The organism is Alistipes sp. Marseille-P2263, from assembly GCF_018101075.1.
GTDB lineage: Bacteria > Bacteroidota > Bacteroidia > Bacteroidales > Rikenellaceae > Alistipes > Alistipes dispar.
Genome location: NZ_JAGQEJ010000015.1, coordinates 1 through 17,801, shown reverse-complemented (window position 1 = coordinate 17,801; position 17,801 = coordinate 1). Strand labels below are relative to the sequence as shown.

18 protein-coding genes, 1 rRNA gene and 1 pseudogene are annotated in these 17,801 nt (G+C 50.1%); 15 read left to right on the top strand and 5 right to left on the bottom strand.

The window, feature by feature from the left end:
- From KB554_RS13045 to KB554_RS12995, 12 genes and pseudogenes are all read left to right on the top strand, one after another.
- Positions 1-197, top strand: a pseudogene (locus KB554_RS13045) (chain-length determining protein); the annotation flags it as partial.
- 28 nt (positions 198-225) lie between these two features.
- Positions 226-1,056 carry a transferase gene (locus KB554_RS13040; RefSeq protein WP_211036471.1) on the top strand — a complete coding sequence of 277 codons (831 nt, stop codon included), beginning with the start codon at positions 226-228 and terminating at the stop codon, positions 1,054-1,056.
- Positions 1,057-1,101: 45 nt separating this feature from the next.
- Positions 1,102-1,461 (top strand): hypothetical protein, encoded by a 360-nt coding sequence (locus KB554_RS13350; protein WP_242116380.1) that lies wholly within the window; start codon positions 1,102-1,104, stop codon positions 1,459-1,461.
- A gap of 17 nt (positions 1,462-1,478) precedes the next feature.
- Positions 1,479-1,814, top strand: a complete 336-nt coding sequence (locus tag KB554_RS13345; protein WP_242116378.1) for a hypothetical protein — start codon at positions 1,479-1,481, stop codon at positions 1,812-1,814.
- 188 nt (positions 1,815-2,002) lie between these two features.
- Positions 2,003-3,355: a hypothetical protein gene (locus KB554_RS13030; protein ID WP_242116376.1), complete on the top strand. Its 1,353-nt coding sequence runs from the start codon at positions 2,003-2,005 to the stop codon at positions 3,353-3,355.
- Complete coding sequence (gene glf / locus KB554_RS13025; protein ID WP_211036469.1) at positions 3,352-4,488, top strand: UDP-galactopyranose mutase; 1,137 nt, start codon at positions 3,352-3,354, stop codon at positions 4,486-4,488. Before KB554_RS13030 ends, glf begins: the two co-directional genes overlap by 4 nt.
- A 3-nt stretch (positions 4,489-4,491) precedes the next feature.
- Positions 4,492-5,382, top strand: coding sequence for a DUF4422 domain-containing protein (locus KB554_RS13020; RefSeq protein ID WP_211036467.1), 891 nt, complete (start codon positions 4,492-4,494; stop codon positions 5,380-5,382).
- Complete coding sequence (gene wzy / locus KB554_RS13015) at positions 5,366-6,766, top strand: O-antigen polysaccharide polymerase Wzy (RefSeq protein ID WP_339328772.1); 1,401 nt, start codon at positions 5,366-5,368, stop codon at positions 6,764-6,766. The genes KB554_RS13020 and wzy overlap by 17 nt, the downstream gene beginning before the upstream one ends.
- 175 nt (positions 6,767-6,941) lie before the next feature.
- Entirely contained in the window at positions 6,942-7,775 is an 834-nt protein-coding gene (locus KB554_RS13010; protein ID WP_211036464.1) for a glycosyltransferase family 1 protein, read from the top strand.
- A 2-nt stretch (positions 7,776-7,777) separates the two neighbouring features.
- Positions 7,778-8,890 carry a glycosyltransferase family 1 protein gene (locus tag KB554_RS13005; protein ID WP_211036463.1) on the top strand — a complete coding sequence of 371 codons (1,113 nt, stop codon included), beginning with the start codon at positions 7,778-7,780 and terminating at the stop codon, positions 8,888-8,890.
- Positions 8,890-9,924 carry a radical SAM protein gene (locus tag KB554_RS13000; protein WP_211036461.1) on the top strand — a complete coding sequence of 345 codons (1,035 nt, stop codon included), beginning with the start codon at positions 8,890-8,892 and terminating at the stop codon, positions 9,922-9,924. Before KB554_RS13005 ends, KB554_RS13000 begins: the two co-directional genes overlap by 1 nt.
- A 115-nt stretch (positions 9,925-10,039) precedes the next feature.
- On the top strand, positions 10,040-11,164 hold the full coding sequence (locus tag KB554_RS12995; RefSeq protein WP_211036459.1) for a glycosyltransferase family 4 protein: 1,125 nt from the start codon (positions 10,040-10,042) through the stop codon (positions 11,162-11,164).
- 67 nt (positions 11,165-11,231) lie between these two features.
- On the opposite strand, the gene KB554_RS12990 is transcribed toward KB554_RS12995, so the two are convergent.
- Positions 11,232-11,954 (bottom strand): MBL fold metallo-hydrolase, encoded by a 723-nt coding sequence (locus tag KB554_RS12990; RefSeq protein ID WP_141427719.1) that lies wholly within the window; start codon positions 11,952-11,954, stop codon positions 11,232-11,234.
- 238 nt (positions 11,955-12,192) lie between these two features.
- On the opposite strand from KB554_RS12990, the gene KB554_RS12985 reads away from it, so the two are divergent.
- Entirely contained in the window at positions 12,193-13,215 is a 1,023-nt protein-coding gene (locus tag KB554_RS12985; RefSeq protein WP_211036457.1) for a hypothetical protein, read from the top strand.
- 61 nt (positions 13,216-13,276) lie between these two features.
- Here the strand turns inward: KB554_RS12985 and KB554_RS12980 are convergent, their stop codons facing one another.
- The 3 genes from KB554_RS12980 to rpmI form a co-directional block, all read right to left on the bottom strand.
- The gene (locus KB554_RS12980; protein WP_211036455.1) at positions 13,277-14,506 is read right to left on the bottom strand and encodes an MFS transporter; all 1,230 of its coding nucleotides are present in this window, start codon (positions 14,504-14,506) and stop codon (positions 13,277-13,279) included.
- Between the two features lie 329 nt (positions 14,507-14,835).
- The gene (gene rplT, locus KB554_RS12975) at positions 14,836-15,180 is read right to left on the bottom strand and encodes a 50S ribosomal protein L20 (protein WP_141427716.1); all 345 of its coding nucleotides are present in this window, start codon (positions 15,178-15,180) and stop codon (positions 14,836-14,838) included.
- Positions 15,181-15,393: 213 nt separating this feature from the next.
- Positions 15,394-15,588, bottom strand: a complete 195-nt coding sequence (gene rpmI, locus KB554_RS12970; protein WP_019150987.1) for a 50S ribosomal protein L35 — start codon at positions 15,586-15,588, stop codon at positions 15,394-15,396.
- A 189-nt stretch (positions 15,589-15,777) separates the two neighbouring features.
- Here rpmI and KB554_RS12965 point away from each other — a divergent pair, with 189 nt between their 5' ends.
- Positions 15,778-16,449, top strand: a complete 672-nt coding sequence (locus KB554_RS12965; protein ID WP_211036472.1) for an MgtC/SapB family protein — start codon at positions 15,778-15,780, stop codon at positions 16,447-16,449.
- A gap of 13 nt (positions 16,450-16,462) precedes the next feature.
- On the opposite strand, the gene KB554_RS12960 is transcribed toward KB554_RS12965, so the two are convergent.
- A complete protein-coding gene (locus KB554_RS12960) occupies positions 16,463-17,092 on the bottom strand; it encodes a YiiX/YebB-like N1pC/P60 family cysteine hydrolase (RefSeq protein WP_262710144.1) in 630 nt (209 codons plus the stop codon).
- A gap of 589 nt (positions 17,093-17,681) precedes the next feature.
- Between KB554_RS12960 and KB554_RS12955 the strand changes: the two genes are divergently transcribed.
- Positions 17,682-17,801 (top strand): 16S ribosomal RNA (locus tag KB554_RS12955); the annotation flags it as partial.

Genomic DNA, 17,801 nt, shown 5'->3' with positions numbered 1-17,801 from the left:
AACTGGCGCGTGCGAAGGTCCAGGAATCGACCCCGGTCTATGCCGTCGTGCAGCCCGCGACTGTCCCGCTCAAACCCTCGAAACCTTCGAAGATCATGATTCTCGTCGGATGCGTGTTCCTCGCAGGGGCCGCTGCCGCGGCGTGGACACTTTTCGGAGAGGAAATAGCTGAAGGATTCCGGGAAAGGAAGGAATAGTGTTTTGAATAATTAGGTTTATAGGATCATGAATATTAAAGATGTTTTAAAAAGGCCGCTTTGCGAAATCATAGATGCCATAGAGGCCCGCTTATTGCGTCCCCGGTTGAGAATAATTAAAACGCTTTATGTGAATTTTCGTTGTTTCCCACTGAGAAACGCTGTGAAATTTCCTATTTTGATTTACGGTAGATTCAATATTCTGCGTCTTGGCAGGATTCGTATCGAGGCGCCTCGAATTTATCATGGAATGATCCGCTTTGGCCAGTTCACGAATAAGACACAATGTCCTACTCGTATCGTTAATTCTGGAACAATCGTATTTTCAGGAGATTGCGCTGTGTGGGGGGGGGTATTGCTCGAACTTGGCTCTGGTGCTGAACTGACGATAGGAGAGCATTCGTTACTTGGAGAGAATGTCAGATTCATGTTACGTCGCAAATGCGTTATCGGCAAATATGCCCGTATCGCTTTCGATTCCCAATTCATGGATTCTGATTTCCATTACATGCTGAACATTGAGGATGGAACCGTTAAGAACTGTACTTCATTTATCGAAATAGGCGCTTACAATTGGATCGGTAATCGTACGACCGTGAAAAAGGGAACCGTAACGCCCGACTACACGATTGTGGCGGCTCCCAATGCGATGCTTTCCAAGGATTATACGAAGATATGCTCGCCGTTTCCGATACTTGCGGGATGTCCTGCGAAGCAGATTGCCTCGGGATATCGTCGGGTTTTCAATATTCAGACTGAGCGAGACTTAACCGAATCTTTCAAAAACGATACCGGTTTTATTACTTGTGATCTTTCGGACAATATAGACGATTTTTGCAATAACCATCCGAAGCCATGATGTAGATGAAGGTCTTATGGGCTTCGGAGAATAAATCAAGGATTTATGATGAAGCCCATAAAAGAGACTATCGCACCGCTCTATACCCGTATGAGGTATTTCTCCCGGGCTCAATACAACGGCCTGGCTTTGTTCAAAACGATTTGGTTTAACTTGCGTGCCCTGCCTTGGCGGCAAGCGCGGAAACTCCCGATTTTCATTTACAGAGGGACGAAAGTGTATCATTGCGGGACTTTCAAGATTACGGCGGAACACGTGGTGTGCGGCATGATACAGATTGGCAAACTGGGGTATAAAGCTCCTGGAAACGGGCGAATCGCAAATTACGGAATCATTGAATTTAAGGCTCCCACGATATCGGGTTTCTTTCGTTTTTCATGGATTGCGACGACCATTTTACGGTAAATACCGATACACTGAATGTGACCCGCAACAAACAGCCGATTGTCATCGGTCGGTATTGTTGGATCGCCTGCAAGACATTCGTTAAAAAAGGCGTAGTTCTTCCCGATTATACGATCGTAGCTTCGGCCAATGCCGTCTTAACCAAGGATTATTCGGATATCGGTGAATATTGCGTACTTGGTGGTGTGCCGGCCAAGGTGATCGGCAGGGGCATACGGCGTATTTACAATTGGAAAGCGGAAGCCCGACTCAAAGAATATTTTGACGAACATCCCGAGGCCACGACATTCGATCCCGGGATCGCAGGCGATCAGATAGACGAATACTGTCTGTCGAACGCCATTCATCTTTAGCGTTTTGAATGTACAATAACAAACGGATAGCGGTAAATACCGTTGCTATATACTGCAGACTCGTATTGTCGAGCGGTATCGCGCTTTTTTCGACCCGCTACGTTCTCGAAGCCTTGGGTGAGGAGGACTTCGGTCTCTACAATGTCATAGCCGGAGTGGTGGCTTTATTTTCTTTTATAGCATCGACTATGGCGACGACCACTCAACGGTTTATCTCTTTCACGATGGGATCAGCTCCGGATACAGGGCGGATTCGCGAAGTGTTTGGCAGCAGTCTTTGCTTGCATGTCGTAGTCGCATTCGTAGTCGCCGCTGTCGTATTATTGGGCGGGTGGTTGCTCATTGATAATGTATTGAGTATTCCGCAGGGCAAACATTCCGATGCGTTGTTTGTGCTGGTCAGCGTATGTTTCGGGCTTGTCGGTACGATTGTTTCGGTTCCCTTCGAAGCTCTGCTAATGGCGCACGAGAATATCGTTTTCGTTTCCGTATGCCAAATGTTCAATACGCTGGTTAAACTCGGGGGGGCGCTATTGTTGCTTTATCTGGAAGCCGACAGACTCCGTATCTATGCCGTTATTATGGCCTGTCTTCCGTTCTTGTTGTTGTTGATGGAAGGTAGCTTTTGCCTAAGGAGGTATCCGGAGTCGCGGTTCGGAGTCGGCGAACTCGGACGTCCGGTCGTATTCAAGGAGATCGGACGGTTTGCAGGGTGGGTGATGATCGGTACTACCTGCGGAACCTTACGGGCGCAAGGGGTTTCGATCATTCTCAATCTATTCTGGGGGGTCGTTATCAATGCGGCCAATGGTATAGCTACCCAGGTCAGCTCTACGTTGATGTTCTTTTCTACTTCCATCACAACGTCTTTACGGCCTCAGTTAGTGAAGAGCGCGGGGGAAGGGGATTGGAATCGTATGAATACGCTCGTATTCGCTGCTTGTAAGTATCCCTTGCTGTTACTGACTCTGTTCGGAATTCCTCTTATCGTAGCGATGCCTTTTGTGTTGTCGTTATGGTTGAAAACGGTTCCCGACTATTCGGTCGTGTTTTGTCGGTTGCTGGTCTTGAGCGCATTGTTCAATCAGGCTACTATTGGTTTGACGATCGGAATGGAGGCTTGCGGAAAGGTTAAACTGATACATACCATAGTCGGCGGCTCGTTTCTGTTGGTATTGCCGGTCGGGTATTTTTTTGCTCATATCGGATTTCCTCCGCAGAGTCTGATATGGTGCATTGTGATTAATGAGATCGTGGCGTCGATATTGAGAATCATTCTTGCCCGTCGGTTGATAGATCTGAATGTTTCCCGCTTTTTTTCCGATGTGCTGTTACGTTCGGGGGCGGTTGTCGCCGTACTTTTCCTGATCAGTTATTTCATATGGAATTCCGTAACACCCGGTTTGCCGATGTTCTTGATTCTGTGTCTGACCGATTTTATCCTGTTCATAGTTTTGACATTGGTTCTCGGGTTGAATCGTCACGAGCGCCTGAAAGTAGTGAAAGGAATGGTGAATCGGTTAAAATTCAATAAGATATGAGAGAGAAGAAGTATGACTATCTCATAGTAGGAGCCGGATTGTTCGGAGCGACGTTTGCTCATCTCGCCACGAAACGGGGTAAGCGGTGTCTGGTCATTGATAAACGGTCCCATGTCGGAGGAAATATCTATTGTGAGGAGATAGAGGGAATTAACGTACATAAATACGGAGCGCATATTTTCCATACCTCCGATCGTCGGATTTGGGACTTTGTCAATTCGATCGTTCCTTTCAACCGATATACGAACAGTCCTCTTGCTAAGGCTCCCGATGGCAAATTGTATAATTTGCCGTTCAATATGAATACCTTCTATCAAATGTGGGGAGTGAAAACACCGGCGGAAGCTCAGGCCAAATTGGACGAACAGCGTCGAGAAGCCATAAAGCGCATGGAGGACGATGGTATAAAAGAGCCTCGGAATCTTGAGGAACAGGCATTGACCCTGATCGGACGGGATGTTTACGAACAGCTTATCAAGGGGTATACGGAGAAACAGTGGGGACGCCCCTGCTCCGAACTGCCGGCGTTTATCATACGTCGATTGCCCGTTCGCATGACCTTTGACAACGACTATTTCAACGACAGTTTTCAAGGTATACCGATAGGAGGCTACAATCTGTTGATCGACGGGTTGCTCAAAGGCGTGGATGTGAAACTCGGCACGGATTTCTTTAATAATTGCGAATGCTGGAGATCGGTTGCCGACAAGATCGTCTTTACGGGTAAGATCGACGAATTCTACGACTATCGTTTCGGAAAACTGGAATACCGCACCGTGCGTTTCGAAACCGAAGTCCTCGACGAACCGAACAATCAGGGTAATGCCGTAGTCAATTACACTTCTCCGGATGTGCCTTATACTCGAATAATAGAACATAAGCATTTCGAGGCTTTTGGCAATGCGGTGTACGATAATCCCAAGACCGTCATATCGCGAGAATACTCCTCCGAATGGCGTGACGGTATGGAACCGTTTTATCCGGTCAATGACAAGAAGAATCAGGACCTTTATTCGCGATACAGAGCGCTTGCCGATATGGAACGGAATGTAATCTTCGGCGGACGTCTCGCCGAGTACAAATATTACGACATGGCGCCTATAATCGCCCGGGTATTCAATTATTTTGATTGATTTATGGAAAAGAGAAAGCCTCGTTTGAAAATACTTGTCGCTTGTCATAAAGCCGACCACGCAATCAGACAGGATGATAACTACATGCCTATTCAGGTAGGCAAAGCTCTCCACCCTGAGTTGAATCTGGGCTTTCAATGCGATAATACCGGAGATAATATTTCTGAAAAGAATGGTTCCTATTGTGAACTCACGGCTCTTTATTGGGCATGGAAAAATCTCAGAGATGTCGAATATATCGGACTGTGCCATTATCGTCGTTATTTCAATTTCAGAAGTAAGAGCTGTGCGGTGAAAAATGTGAGTCGGGATTGCATACATAGTTTTAATGGGTTGGAGATCAATGCGGAATGGTTGAAGCCGGGAGAGGTGATTTTGCCGAGTTTCAATTATTTGCCTTACTCGGTCAAGTGCGATTTCCAAAATACCGTCCTGGCTCAGGATATCTATATATTGTATAAAATCATTCTCAAATATTCTCCGGATTATTCCGGAGTTCTTGAGAAGTATCTGACTGGGAATCGGCGATCGGGTTTTAACATGTTCATCATGGACAGAGCAAGATTCTCGGAATACTGTGATTGGTTGTTCATGATATTGGGAAAACTGGAAAATTCGGTGAGACTGACCGGATATACGTCATATAAACGGTTGTTCGGTTATATGGGTGAGATTCTGTTGCCGGTTTATTGTATGAAAAATAGATTGAAAATCAGGGAACGTCAACTGATTTTTGTGGATGAAGCGGGTGGCGGTAATAGATTTCCGGGAATTAAGCAGGTCCGTAATCTGTTGAACAGAGCGGCTTTTCGTGTGGGGAATGTGGGACGGTCTCAAAAAATCCAGGATGATTATTGGGACTTATATCTGAAGATAGATGATATTAAGATATGAATCCGGTTCCATGTCCAAGAATGGAATCCGCAATCGGTTTATCATCGTTGCATTGTTTTTGGCTTTTCTGTCGTACGAGATTTTGTCGTTCGATTTTGGCAGCGGACTGTATATAATTTCGCTCGTATTTCTGTGTTTGGGCAGTTTGTTAAAGGATTATGTTTTTACAGGCGTACTTAATATCTTTACCGGTAAAAATTATTACCTGCTTTTTTATCTGTTGCTCCATGGCATAGGATTCTTTACTTATCATTTACGACTGTACTTGGGGTTGGCGGTCTATGATCATTCCGAGGATTTGATCAATCGGGCATTGTTGTATTCCGTAATTGCCGTATTGATATTTCTTTTAAGTTATTCATTCGGAAAGAGATTCATACATATAAAGATATATTCTTTCTCCAATGTTCGATTTAAAAAGCTATTCAATGATTCCCGGACGAAATGGATTCTTCTTCTTTTGGGGATATGTTTGTTTACAGGTCTTTTATGGGGCTTGATGGGAAACATTCCCATTTTGATCGAGAATTACCACCAATCGGCACGGGCCGAAGTCGGCAAAGGGCTCGGTTTTATCGAAGCTATTAGCCGAAGCCTTATCAATCTGTCGTTGCTGTATTTTATCGTTTGTTTTAAAAAACGGTTATTCCCGCTTTTTTTCTGGATTTTTGCCCTATTTATTATAAGCCTCTTTCTGTTGAATATGGACAGAGGCGGCTTAATGAAATATCTTCTTTCGATATGGATCGTTTATTTTGTTTGCATTAAGAGAACGACTATAAAACATTTCCTCGTTGCCTGCTTTCTTCTCGTTATTCTTGCAGGTGCGATGGGGGCTATGCGGACCAAAAACTTGGCTGATTTGGCAATATTGGGAGGAATAATTTTAACGGAGGCTTCCGTCGAATTCGATAATTATGTTGAAGTTTTCAATATGACGGAGAAAGACGGATATCTGTATGGCAGTACGTTGGTTCCTATTGCAACTCTACCTGTCCCAAGAGTTATAATGCCAGATAAAGATAAGTATCTGACAGCCGGTAATTATTTTAAGGAGTATCATAACCATACTCATATAAGGGTCGGAGAACGTATATCTTATGTCGGGGAATTGTATCTGAACTTCGGATTCCCCGGAATAATTCTCGGTATGGTATTGGTCGGGATACTATTGTCCGTTGTGGATGGGAGTCTTGACGCTTCATCGGTGTTGTCTGTATATCTTTATCTGCAGTTTATCAATACTTTTTCCGGACTGAATGCCGGAGATATTGCAACTACGGTTATTGGATTTTTCATGAACAACCTGTTGGTTGTGACCTCTCTTGCATTTGTATGTCTTTTAATCTGCAAGCAAAAAATTCATGCGAAGGATTTTTGTTGAATACACGTGTGTTAGGGATAAATATACGGGAATAGGGAAAACTGTATCTGTCCTATGTTCGGCGATGGAAGAGGTCGGTTATGAGGTGGTCAGGTTGACTAAATCCGATTGTGTTCCGGGCTTCAATGATTTTTATTATTACAATATTTTCCTTCCGCGGTATTGTAAAAAACATTTGAAAAAAGAAGATGTGTTTCTGATTCCCAATAATATGGGGAAATTCTGGATCCTTCCTCATTCCGATACATGGGTTTTGATACACGATATTATTCCGTTGAGCCGATTCGGTTACAAGGGACTACGAAGGTTTCTATATGCATGTAAGATTAGGAAGTTGAAACATGCGAAAAAGATCGTCACTATCAGTGAAACCGTAAAAAAACAGTTGAGCGACGGATTGGGAATTGAGTATCGAAAAATCCAAGTACTTTATTGGCCGGTTGTTTCAGATACGGATGATACATTGGCTCCTACTACCGATAATCCCGGCGGCCGGCAATACTTTTTAAGTATCGGTACGGGTGAACCGCGGAAAAATATCGAATCTCTTATTGAAAAGTGGAATTGTCTGACGGATGGCGATTATGATTTGTTGTTATTCGGGAAGGAATGGAAGAAGGGACGTCATCGTGATTTACAGGCTTTGATAGATAAAAACGGAGGACATGACAAGATTCGTCTTGTCGGGATGGTTACGGACGAAGAGCTCGAGCGACTGTATCGCAATGCCGTCGCATTCATATTTCCATCCTTGGAAGAAGGTTTTGGGTTACCTCCTTTGGAGGCTTTGAGCAATGGTATTCCGGTGATACTACCCAAAACTCCGATAAATTATGAGTTATACGGAGGGATAGGGCTTTTTTATAGTCTTGGAGATATGTCCGAACTAAAGCAATGCATCATTCAAAGTCAAAGGGAGTGCGGAACGAACAAACATAGGTATATCAATTACTGCAAACGGTTCGATATTGAAAATTTCAAAAGGAATGTCTCTAAGATTTTTGGATAAATATGGAAAGGCGTAAGAAACGAATATTGATAAACGGTAGATTCAGTTCGCACCATTTCGCGATTCGCAATGTGATATTCAATATCACAAAGCATTTGTCCCTTGATGGTGGTTATGATGTATATGTCGTGTTGAATAAGGATTCTGAGATAGAAGAATTCAAATCGTTGGACGTGCGGATCGTCACCAATCCTTGCAAGGCGGATTCAGCCGCGATGAATCATCTGTATACGATGTTCGTCTTTCCTTTTATATTGATGAAATATAAGATTGATCTGGTGATTTATCCTCAGATTTGTATCTATTTATTCAATCCGTGCAGATCCATATTATACATGCATGATCTTATAGAGTATTATGTGGATAGCCAAAATTGGAAAAAGATGCTTTTCAGAAAGCTTGCATATCCTTATGTATGTAAATTGGCGGACGGAATAGTCGCCGTATCCGAGAATACCAAGAAAGATATTATTTCAATCCTTAAAGTCAGACCGGATAAGGTCTACGTAAATTACGATGGAGCGGATGACCGGCTTGCACCGGTGAGCGATACGGTTGCACGGGCGTATGTTGAGAAGAAGTTCGGGATAGATCGATATGTCTTTTATATCGGTTATCTGACTCACCCTCAAAAGAATCTCATCTATTTGATTGATGAATTCGAGCGATTTCATACGACACATTCCGACTATTCATTGGTATTTGCCGGACCGAAAGGCAAACATGCGGAACAAATTCTTACCCGTGCGGCCAGATTAGGTTCTAATTTTCATTATTTGGGGAAAGTGGATTATGAGGATTTGCAGTATCTTTATTCTGCTTGCGAGGTGTTCTGCTTCCCGTCTTTGTATGAAGGATTCGGCATGCCGGTTTTGGAGGCGATGGCATGCGGAGCCCCGGTCATAACATCGAATCGTTCGTCGTTGCCGGAGATATTGCCCGATGCAGAATGGCTTATAGATCCTGAAAAGACATATGATCTGTCTGTTCGCCTGTCCGATATTGTCGGATGCTCCAGAACCGAGATTTCAAAAAAGAATATTGACTATGCCAAAAACTTTTCGTGGCGTAAACACGGAGAGCGATTGAAAACAATCATAAAGCAATACATATAATGGATGCATCTATTATCGTAACTTATCGATGCCCCATGCGCTGTAAGATGTGCAATATATGGGACAATCCGACCAAAGTATCGGAGGAATTCAAACCGGAACTGCTTGAAAAGCTACCCAAAGTCGATACGGTGAATATAACCGGAGGCGAACCGTTCGTCAGGGAGGATATCGAAGATATTGTCAAAATACTTTTCACCAAGACGAAGCGGATCGTATTTTCCACAAGCGGATATTATTCGGATCGGATAATTCAACTCGCGAGGAAATACCCTCAGTTGGGATTCAGAATCAGTATCGAAGGCCTGTCGTGCAAAAACGATGAGCTCCGCGGACGGCCCGGAGGATTCGATAAAGGACTCAAGACGCTGTTGGAGTTAAGGCGTATGGGTGTGAAAGATATCGGTTTCGGAATAACCGTATCTAACAATAATTCTTCCGACATGCTTCAGCTGTATGAATTGAATCGTAATCTCAAAATGGAGTTCGCTACGGCTTCGTTTCATAATTCATTCTATTTCCATAAGTACGATAATAAGGTTACGAACATAGACGAGGTTTGCGGTAATTTCGATGAATTGATTCAACGACTTATGAACGAGAAACATCCTAAGTCGTGGTTCCGGGCTTTTTTCAATCTGGGGCTTATCAATTATGTCAAGGGCGGGCGGCGCATGCTGCCTTGTGAAGCCGGAACGGAGAATTTTTTCATCGATCCGTATGGGAACGTACTTCCTTGCAACGGCATGGAGGAGAGCTGTTGGTTCGATACGATGGGAAATCTCCACGATGTCGAAGATTTCATGACGCTTTGGACCGGCGCGAAAGCGAAGGCTGTGAGAGACAAAGTGGCCAACTGTCCGAAGAGTTGTTGGATGATCGGTTCCGCATCGCCTGTGATGAAAAAATATATTACGAAAGTCGCTCCATGGGTCTTGAAAAATAAACTTAAGGTTATGCGTGGCGGCCGGGTCGATACGACGTGTATTCCGTTTTTCCATGTCGGGAACAACGATAAGCAAGGGTTGAGGTAACCTGTTCCTACATATTTAGTTTCTGATAAACTTCGCACTGATAAGGTCCGTCCTTATCGGTGCGAAATTTTACTGTTCTGTCCTCGGTCGGAATTCATCAATAAACAGAGTTTTTATGAAAATCGTGTTTATCGGAGGGAGAGACATCCATCTGATTGGAGGTATCGAGTCATATATGTACAATCTGGCTTCGACTTTGGTCCGGTTCGGACATCATCCGATCGTATTTTGTGAGAGCAACAGAAATATGATCCGGTTCGAAAACGGGATTAAGGTCGTCTATCAGAAGGGACCTCGCAGCAATTTGATCTGCAAGCCGTTGTTGGGACTGATCGCCACCGTGAGAGCTCTTGTTACGGAGCGGCATATCAGTGTAATTCATTATAACGCCTGGCCTCCATCATTAGCCTGCTGGATACCCCGGTTGTTCGGAGTCAGGTCTTTGATGCAGGGGCACGGATTGGAGTGGCAGCGAACCAAATACTCTGGCCGTCAGCAGAAAATAATGAAGTTGATGGAATGTGTCACTGCTTTCATGAATCAGCATCTCATAATGTGCAGTGAAGCTCAGTCGAAGTATTTCAAGGAGCGCTACAACAAGGATGCGCCTACTATCCCGACCGCCATCAATATTCCGGAACCGGATGCGGATGATGGAACCGGCGCTCGGATACTGAGTGAATACGGTCTGGTTCCAGGGAGGTATTTTTTGTTTATGAGTCGGTTGGTGCAGGATAAGAATCCCGATTATCTGATCCGGGCATTCGGAGCGTTGGACAATAAAGGCTGCAAACTCGTTATCGCAGGCGACAATGAGGCGGATCGGCCGTATGTGGAAAAACTCCGTGAACTTGCAGCTGGCAACTCGTCGATCGTTTTTACCGGAGCCGTATATGGTAGGATCAAGGATGTATTGTTCCGAAACGCCTACGCCTATTGTCTTCCGTCTTCGATAGAAGGGTTGTCCATTTCGCTTCTCGAGGCGATGAGTTACAAACTTCCGATCATAGCGTCGGATATCGAAGCTAACCGCGAGGTGCTTCCTCGGGATAATGCAGTATGGGTCAAACCCGAAGATACCGGAGAATTGTTAAGAGGATTGCAATGCTGTATGGATCATCACCGGGAGCTCATAGACCGGTGTTCCCGGGAAAACTACCGGATCGTTCTGGAGAATTACACATGGGACGCCGTTGCCGGGAAATATCTGGAATATCTGAAATCTATTGGGGTGAAATGACGGGAATCGTAAATCCGGACCGGATGCACATTGAAAGCGTGCGTCCGGTCCGTTTGTAGGCGGCTGCCTATTCCATCGGCCGTATGCGGACTTCGGTGATGCCGTCCAGTTCGCGCACGAGGCGGTCGATGTCGGTCCGCTCCTCGACCTGGCCGTAGTGGTAGGGGTAGAAGATCGCGGGTTGCAGAGCCTTGACCGCCTCGACGGCCTGCTCCACGGTCATCGTATAGGGTTGATTGACCGGCAGGAAGGCGATGTCGATGTCGCGCAGCGCCCTGAGTTCGGGAGTCGGCTCCGTGTCGCCGGCGATGTAGATGCGCGTGCCGCCGATCGTCAGCACGTAGCCGCAGTCCTCCCGGTCGCGGGGATGGAACTGACGGCGGTCGGGGGTGGTGTTATAGGCCGCCACGGCCTCGACCTTCAGCCAGTCGCACGGGGTGGCGACGCTGCCCGGACGCATCGTGTGGCAGTTCATTTCGAACATTTCGGCCGAGGTCCGGTCGCAGAGGATTTCGGTATCGGGCGTCAGCAGCTCCTCGGCTGCGGCGCGGTCCAGGTGATCGTAGTGCGAGTGCGTGATAAGCAGCACGTCGGCTTTCGGGAGCGAAGCGTAGGCGGCATGGCCGCTCACCGGATCGACGTAGAGGTATTTTTCCCCGACGGAGACCGCCAGCGAGGCGTGGCTGAAAAAACGGATGGTGAATTGCGTTCCGTCACGTGCCGTGAGCGTGTCGGACGGGTATTCGGGGGCCTTCGCGCGGCCGCCGCCGAAGAGTGAAAGTATCGACATGGCGTTTTCGGTTTTGTGCGTTCGGTGATAAACGCGGAATCTTCGGACTAAGATAGGGAAAAAATACGAATTATGCTTATCTTTGAAGCGAAATGCCGTGAAAGCGGCGGTGTGCCGCGGAGGTCCGGTACGGTGACGGAGGCGCGGTGCGGCGGACGGGGAAATATTTTTTCCGGCGGCGTGCAGTAAAATGCGGCGGACGGCGTTTATAAAAGTGAATTTAACCTTATTGAGAAAAATGAATAAATTTTTAGCTATCACGGCGCTCTCGGCGCTGGCTTTTACGGGCTGTATGGACGATGACAACGGGGACTGGAAGGAACGACAGCAGGTGTGGCCGGGCATGAGCATTTATAATTCGACGATGATGCAGCAGAACATCTCGATGCAGATGGCCGGTGCGGGGCTGCGGCTGGCATCGCTGCTGGCGGAGGCAGAAAAGCAGAATCCCGGCAAGCCGCTGGCGGAGATCGAGCTGGACAAGATCAAGGTCAAACTCGACAAATCCGAATACGCGCTGCAAATCCTGCTCTTCGGCCCCGGAACGAAAATTACGAAGTCGGGACCGGAGGGATGGCTGATCTCCTATGCCGAGGGAACCCAGCAGGCCGACGGCTATATTCTGGAGGGGTCGCTGAAGGTGAATACCGGCAATGCGGAGCAGTTGGCCGGTACCTCCTATCCGGATAACATGTGGTCGGTGGAGATGCAGCCGGATTTCGTAATCAAGGCGATCTCGAGCAACAACGAACAGACGACGATTCAGATGAAGGACGGTAAGACGTCGCTTTTCCGCGATCCGAGCGGCACGGCCGCTTATGTCGTCACGTTGGAGAACATCCGGGCCAACTTCGAGACGACCTCCTCCGGCAAAGAGTACGTTTCGGCATGGAACGGACGGCTGACGCTGACACCCGAGGAGGACGAGAGCGTGGCTTTCTCGGATATCTGGGACGACGACCTCAAGGCCGACGGTGCGGCGCAGGGCCTTTCGATCTATGCCAACAGCACCGAGACCGCTCCGATGGGGCTGAGCTACAAGGTGCAGGGCGGAGTTTACAACTTCTTCTCGCGAGTGGCTTCGAACAGCGTGGGGGTCTATACCCAGATCGTGGAGGGATCGCAGATTTGCGAGTTCATGCAGGTCGGCGATTACGATCCGACGCTGTTCCCCTCCCCGAAGGTGGAGTGCAAATGGACGTACGAAGGCGGAAGGCTGAGTTATACGGTGTTCTACAACGGATTCTCCTATACGATCTGACAGACTACTGTCGGGAAATAGCAACACGGCGGCTTCTTGTGTGGAGGCCGCCGTTTTCGTGTTACGGTATGTGCCGGGTTTCCGGCCGTCCGCCGTCGAGCCGCATGACGGAGGGGATGCAGAAGGCCGCGATGCCCAGCAGGCAGATGATCGCGCCCGAGAGGAGAAAGGTCGTCGTCAGTCCGACCTGACCGGCCAGGAATCCCGTGCCGAGCAGGCCGATGGCCGAAGGTAGCAGACCGAAGCTGCGGTAGAGCGAGAGTACCCGCCCCAGCGCGCCGGGTTCGATGCGGGTTTGGACGACGGAGATGAACGAGGCGTTGAAGACGCTGCTCGAGACGCCGGCTGCGGTCGTGAAGACGGCGAACCAGACGAATCCCGAGGCGGGCAGCAGTCCCGAGAGCAGGAACGAAAGTCCTACGACCAGGTACATGAGATTGACCAGCACGATGCGGCTCACGTCGTAGGTCCGGGCGCCCATGAGGGCCCCGCCGACGAGCGCTCCGCCGCCCCAGACGATCTCGATGAGGCTCATTTCGAAGGCTCCGCCGCCGAAGTGCTGCAACGTCATGAGCGGGAAGAGCACGCCGACGGGCATGATGAAAAACCATACGGCGACCGAAAAGGCGAAGAACCAGCCCATGCCCGGCGTGGCGTGCATGGCGGCGAACCCCTCGCGGAACTCGCGCAGCAGGGCGGGTTTCCGTTCCGGGTCGCGGGCGGGGCGGGGAATCCGCACGAAGAGCAGCGAGATGCAGGCCGCCGCAGCGCCCGCGACGTCGAGCAGGAGGATGTCGCCGATCGGGGCGACGGTGAGCAGCAGGGCGCCGAGAGCCGGTCCGGCGATGTCCGAGAGCGAGGAGATCACCTGATTGACCCCGGCGATGCGCGTGAGCTGGGAGGCGGGGGCCAGCAGCGGGACGGAGGCCTGCATGGCGGGGGTGTGGAATGCCGATCCGACCGAGCGGCAGGCCAGCAGGATGTAGATATGCCACATTTGCGCGATGCCTAACCGGAACAGCAGGGCGAGGAGCAGCGTGCAGAGAGCGATGAACGAATCGGCGAGGATCATCGTGCGGCGGCGGTCCCAGCGATCGACATAGACGCCGACGACGGGGCCGAGCAGCGATTGGGGCAGGATCCCCGCGATCGCCGCGAGGGCCAGCACCTCGGCCGAGCCGGTTTCGAGGCTCATCCAGAAGATCACCGCATAGCCGACCACGGCGCTCGAGAGGATCGAGACCATCTGGCCGCTCCAGATGACGGCGAATGTTTTTTTCCAGTTTTCCATAGTCGCTCGGTTCGTGCGTCGGCGCCGCATGGCGGTCGGATATCGTGCGGCGGGGCGGTAGGCCGGGGCATGCGATCTCTCGTGCAGCCAGCCGCGCCGCATCGGGTGTCGGCATCCCGTATCTGCCGGTTTGCGCCGCATGCTCCGGCCGCACCGCATCGCCGGAGCCTCCGGAAGGGACGCGCTTTTTCCGTTTGCCGGACCCCTCCGGCGGGGCGGACCGTTTCCCGCCTCCTCCGGAAGTCCCGGGACCGGGGACACCTTCCGCAAATTTACAAAAAAGGCGGACACCGGAGTGTCCGCCCGCCGAATCCTTTCGTAAAAAGGATTTATTTAACTGCCTTAACTATTGCCTCGAATGCCTTCGGCTCGTTCATGGCCAGGTCGGCCAGAACCTTGCGGTTCAGGGCGATGCCTTTGGCGTTGAGCTTGCCGATGAATTGCGAATAGGTCATTCCCTGCGCGCGGACTGCGGCGTTGATACGCGTGATCCACAGCGAACGGAAGGTCCTCTTCTTGAGCTGGCGGTGCGCATATGCGAACTGCAAACCCTTTTCGACCGTATTTTTCGCAACGGTCCAAACGTTTCCCCTTGAACCAAAGTTACCCTTGGCAAGTTTCAAAACTTTCTTTCTGCGTGCGCGCGAAGCGACTGCATTGACTGAACGTGGCATAACGTAAAAGTTTTTGAAGAGCTGTCAGCGACGCGGTTCTCCCGCGTTCTTCGGGGCTGATTCGCTCCGGTTTCGGGTCCGGCCTGTTTCGTTTTTTACGGGGACGCTCTCCTGCGACGGTAGCCGGGCCCTTGCCGGCGCTGGCGCGCCGTGCGCCGCATTCGATCGTCCTTCGTCCTCGCCCTTGCGGGCAGGGGCGGCTCCTGCGCGGATTTACTTCACGAGCAGGTTCTTGATTTTGGCCTCGTCGGCCGCAGAAACGATCCCCGAATAGCAGAGGTTGCGCTTCTGTTTCGTCGTCTTTTTGGTCAGGATGTGACTGTGATAAGCGTGCTTGCGCTTGATCTTTCCTGTGCCGGTGAAGGTAAAACGCTTCTTCGCAGCGGCATTGGTTTTCATTTTCGGCATTGTCGTAAACAGTTAATTAGTTAAACGTAGCCTGCAAAAGTACGAAAAATTTCGCATCGTACAACCTTTCCGCCCGAAAAACTTCGGGAATGCGGAGTTTTCGCTATATTTGCCATAGACTGCCGCCGGTCCGGCGTTTCGGACGACAGACGCCGCGGAGCGGCACGGATTTTTCAGCGAAACGGCATGATGGCAACGGAATGGGATTTTATCCTGCGGCTCTGCGTCGCGGGGTTGTGCGGGACAGCGATCGGACTCGACCGGGAGTACCGGGTGAAGGACGCCGGGTTCCGCACGCATTTTCTGGTGGCGCTCGGCAGCGCGTTGATGATGGTCGTGTCGCAGTACGGATTCGAGGGGTTCCTGGCCTCGCACGACGGACTGCGGCTCGATCCCAGCCGGATCGCGGCGCAGGTCGTGAGCGGTATCGGGTTCATCGGCGCCGGGACGATCATCATTCACCGGCAACTGGTGCGGGGACTGACCACGGCGGCGAGTCTCTGGGCCACGGCGGGTATCGGACTCGCCGCCGGAGCGCACATGTATATGGTTGCGGCCGCAGCCACGGTGCTGACCCTCTTCGGGCTGGAGGTGCTGACGCTCGTGTTCGGGGAACTGGGGCGGCGGCGGACGATGATCGTCTTCTCGGCGGCCGACCGGGGAGCGGTCGATGCGATGTTCGCCCGGCTCGAAAGCCGCGATTATTCGGTGATCTCCTACGAGGTGGAGGCGGCGCGTATGCCCGAAGGGGTCGTGCACCGGGCGACGCTGGTGATCCGCGCCAAGGGAACGGCCGCCGAGGATGGGTATATCGACCTGCTGCGGGCGAATCCCGACATCACGGTGGAGCGGATCGTCTGACCGCCTCTCCGTTTCAGAACCAGCGGCCGACCTCGTACAATTGCGGATCGTGCGCCATATCGTTCGGGTTGGTCCCCGGTTCGCCTTCGGGGATCGCTTCCCCGAGCCGTTCGAACAGTTCGGTCCAAAAGGCGGGCATCGAACCGTCCGCCGCCCGGAAATTCATCGGCCGGGCGGGGAAGCGCCGTCGTCCGTCCGGAGTGCGGTAGCTCTCCCAGACCAGCTCGCTGCAATAGAGTTTTCCGTTGTCCGGCCGGAAGGAACAGTCGTAGGGGAGGCCGAGAAACCCGAAGGCCCGGCGGAGCGAGGCCGCCAGCCCTGCCGTATCGCGCAGCCGCATGGCGACCGCCGCCGGACGACCGCCGATGCGGGCCGATCCGTCGAGAAACTCCCGCAGCGGCGAGATCCGCACGCCGCCTTCCGGCGCGGCTTCCAGAACAGCGTCCGTGCCGTCGTACCGGACGAAAATCCCCACGTGCGAAAAACCGGGCGCTTCGATCCGCCCCGTTGCGGCGGTGATGGCCCCCGTCATCGCCGAATTCCGTCCCGCCCGGAACAGCAGATCGCCCGGATGCAGTTCCGGTGTCGGAGAAGTACAGGCTGCCGTACAGAATATTATACCTATATATATTATAAAACGCATGATACCGATGTCCGGATACGAGGACAAAGATACGGAAATATTCGGAACTAATTCGCTGTATAATAGAGAAGTGCATATCCGAGTGCAAAAAAAACAGAAAAAAGTTCCCGGATTATTTGGAAGTTATCCCGAAAAGCCCTTATCTTTGCACCCGCTTCGAGAGAAAAACACCGCTCCGGGGCGAAAGAAAACGGTTCTGAGAAATTTTGAAAAAAGTTCCAAAATCTTTTGGAGATTCGGAAATTTGACTTACCTTTGCACCCGCTTCGAATAAGACAGAATGTCTGAAGCGATGCGAAAAAAGGTTCTGAAAAAATTCTGAAAAATCTTTCGAAAAGATTTGGTGGTTCAAAAAATAACACTTACCTTTGCACCACTTTCCCACCTCGAAAAACGGTGGCGGAACCGAGGGGAAAGCCGAAAGGCCAACCCCGAGAATAAGAAAGAAATTGTTCTTTATAGAAATATAAACGAGCAGCGTTCTTTGAAGTATTTGAGCAGCTATTAGTTTTTTCTACTCTTGCAAAAGAGTTGATTTCAAACAATACCTTTGAGATTAGAGCGAAAGATTTAAAACGAAACATTTTTTACAATGGAGAGTTTGATCCTGGCTCAGGATGAACGCTAGCGGCAGGCTTAACACATGCAAGTCGAGGGGCAGCATTCGGGTAGCAATACCTGAGATGGCGACCGGCGCACGGGTGCGTAA

What these genes read in the sequence shown, in the direction of transcription:
- KB554_RS12995 (WP_211036459.1), top strand. Translation starts at nt 10,040, where the DNA reads ATGAAAATCGTGTTTATCGGAGGGAGAGACATCCATCTGATTGGAGGT.
- rplT (WP_141427716.1), bottom strand. Translation starts at nt 15,180, where the DNA reads ATGCCACGTTCAGTCAATGCAGTCGCTTCGCGCGCACGCAGAAAGAAA.
- KB554_RS13000 (WP_211036461.1), top strand. Translation starts at nt 8,890, where the DNA reads ATGGATGCATCTATTATCGTAACTTATCGATGCCCCATGCGCTGTAAG.
- KB554_RS12990 (WP_141427719.1), bottom strand. Translation starts at nt 11,954, where the DNA reads ATGTCGATACTTTCACTCTTCGGCGGCGGCCGCGCGAAGGCCCCCGAA.
- KB554_RS13020 (WP_211036467.1), top strand. Translation starts at nt 4,492, where the DNA reads ATGGAAAAGAGAAAGCCTCGTTTGAAAATACTTGTCGCTTGTCATAAA.
- KB554_RS13030 (WP_242116376.1), top strand. Translation starts at nt 2,003, where the DNA reads ATGGCGACGACCACTCAACGGTTTATCTCTTTCACGATGGGATCAGCT.
- KB554_RS12960 (WP_262710144.1), bottom strand. Translation starts at nt 17,092, where the DNA reads ATGCGTTTTATAATATATATAGGTATAATATTCTGTACGGCAGCCTGT.
- glf (WP_211036469.1), top strand. Translation starts at nt 3,352, where the DNA reads ATGAGAGAGAAGAAGTATGACTATCTCATAGTAGGAGCCGGATTGTTC.
- rpmI (WP_019150987.1), bottom strand. Translation starts at nt 15,588, where the DNA reads ATGCCGAAAATGAAAACCAATGCCGCTGCGAAGAAGCGTTTTACCTTC.
- wzy (WP_339328772.1), top strand. Translation starts at nt 5,366, where the DNA reads ATGATATTAAGATATGAATCCGGTTCCATGTCCAAGAATGGAATCCGC.
- KB554_RS12985 (WP_211036457.1), top strand. Translation starts at nt 12,193, where the DNA reads ATGAATAAATTTTTAGCTATCACGGCGCTCTCGGCGCTGGCTTTTACG.
- KB554_RS13040 (WP_211036471.1), top strand. Translation starts at nt 226, where the DNA reads ATGAATATTAAAGATGTTTTAAAAAGGCCGCTTTGCGAAATCATAGAT.
- KB554_RS13350 (WP_242116380.1), top strand. Translation starts at nt 1,102, where the DNA reads ATGATGAAGCCCATAAAAGAGACTATCGCACCGCTCTATACCCGTATG.
- KB554_RS12980 (WP_211036455.1), bottom strand. Translation starts at nt 14,506, where the DNA reads ATGGAAAACTGGAAAAAAACATTCGCCGTCATCTGGAGCGGCCAGATG.
- KB554_RS12965 (WP_211036472.1), top strand. Translation starts at nt 15,778, where the DNA reads ATGGCAACGGAATGGGATTTTATCCTGCGGCTCTGCGTCGCGGGGTTG.
- KB554_RS13005 (WP_211036463.1), top strand. Translation starts at nt 7,778, where the DNA reads ATGGAAAGGCGTAAGAAACGAATATTGATAAACGGTAGATTCAGTTCG.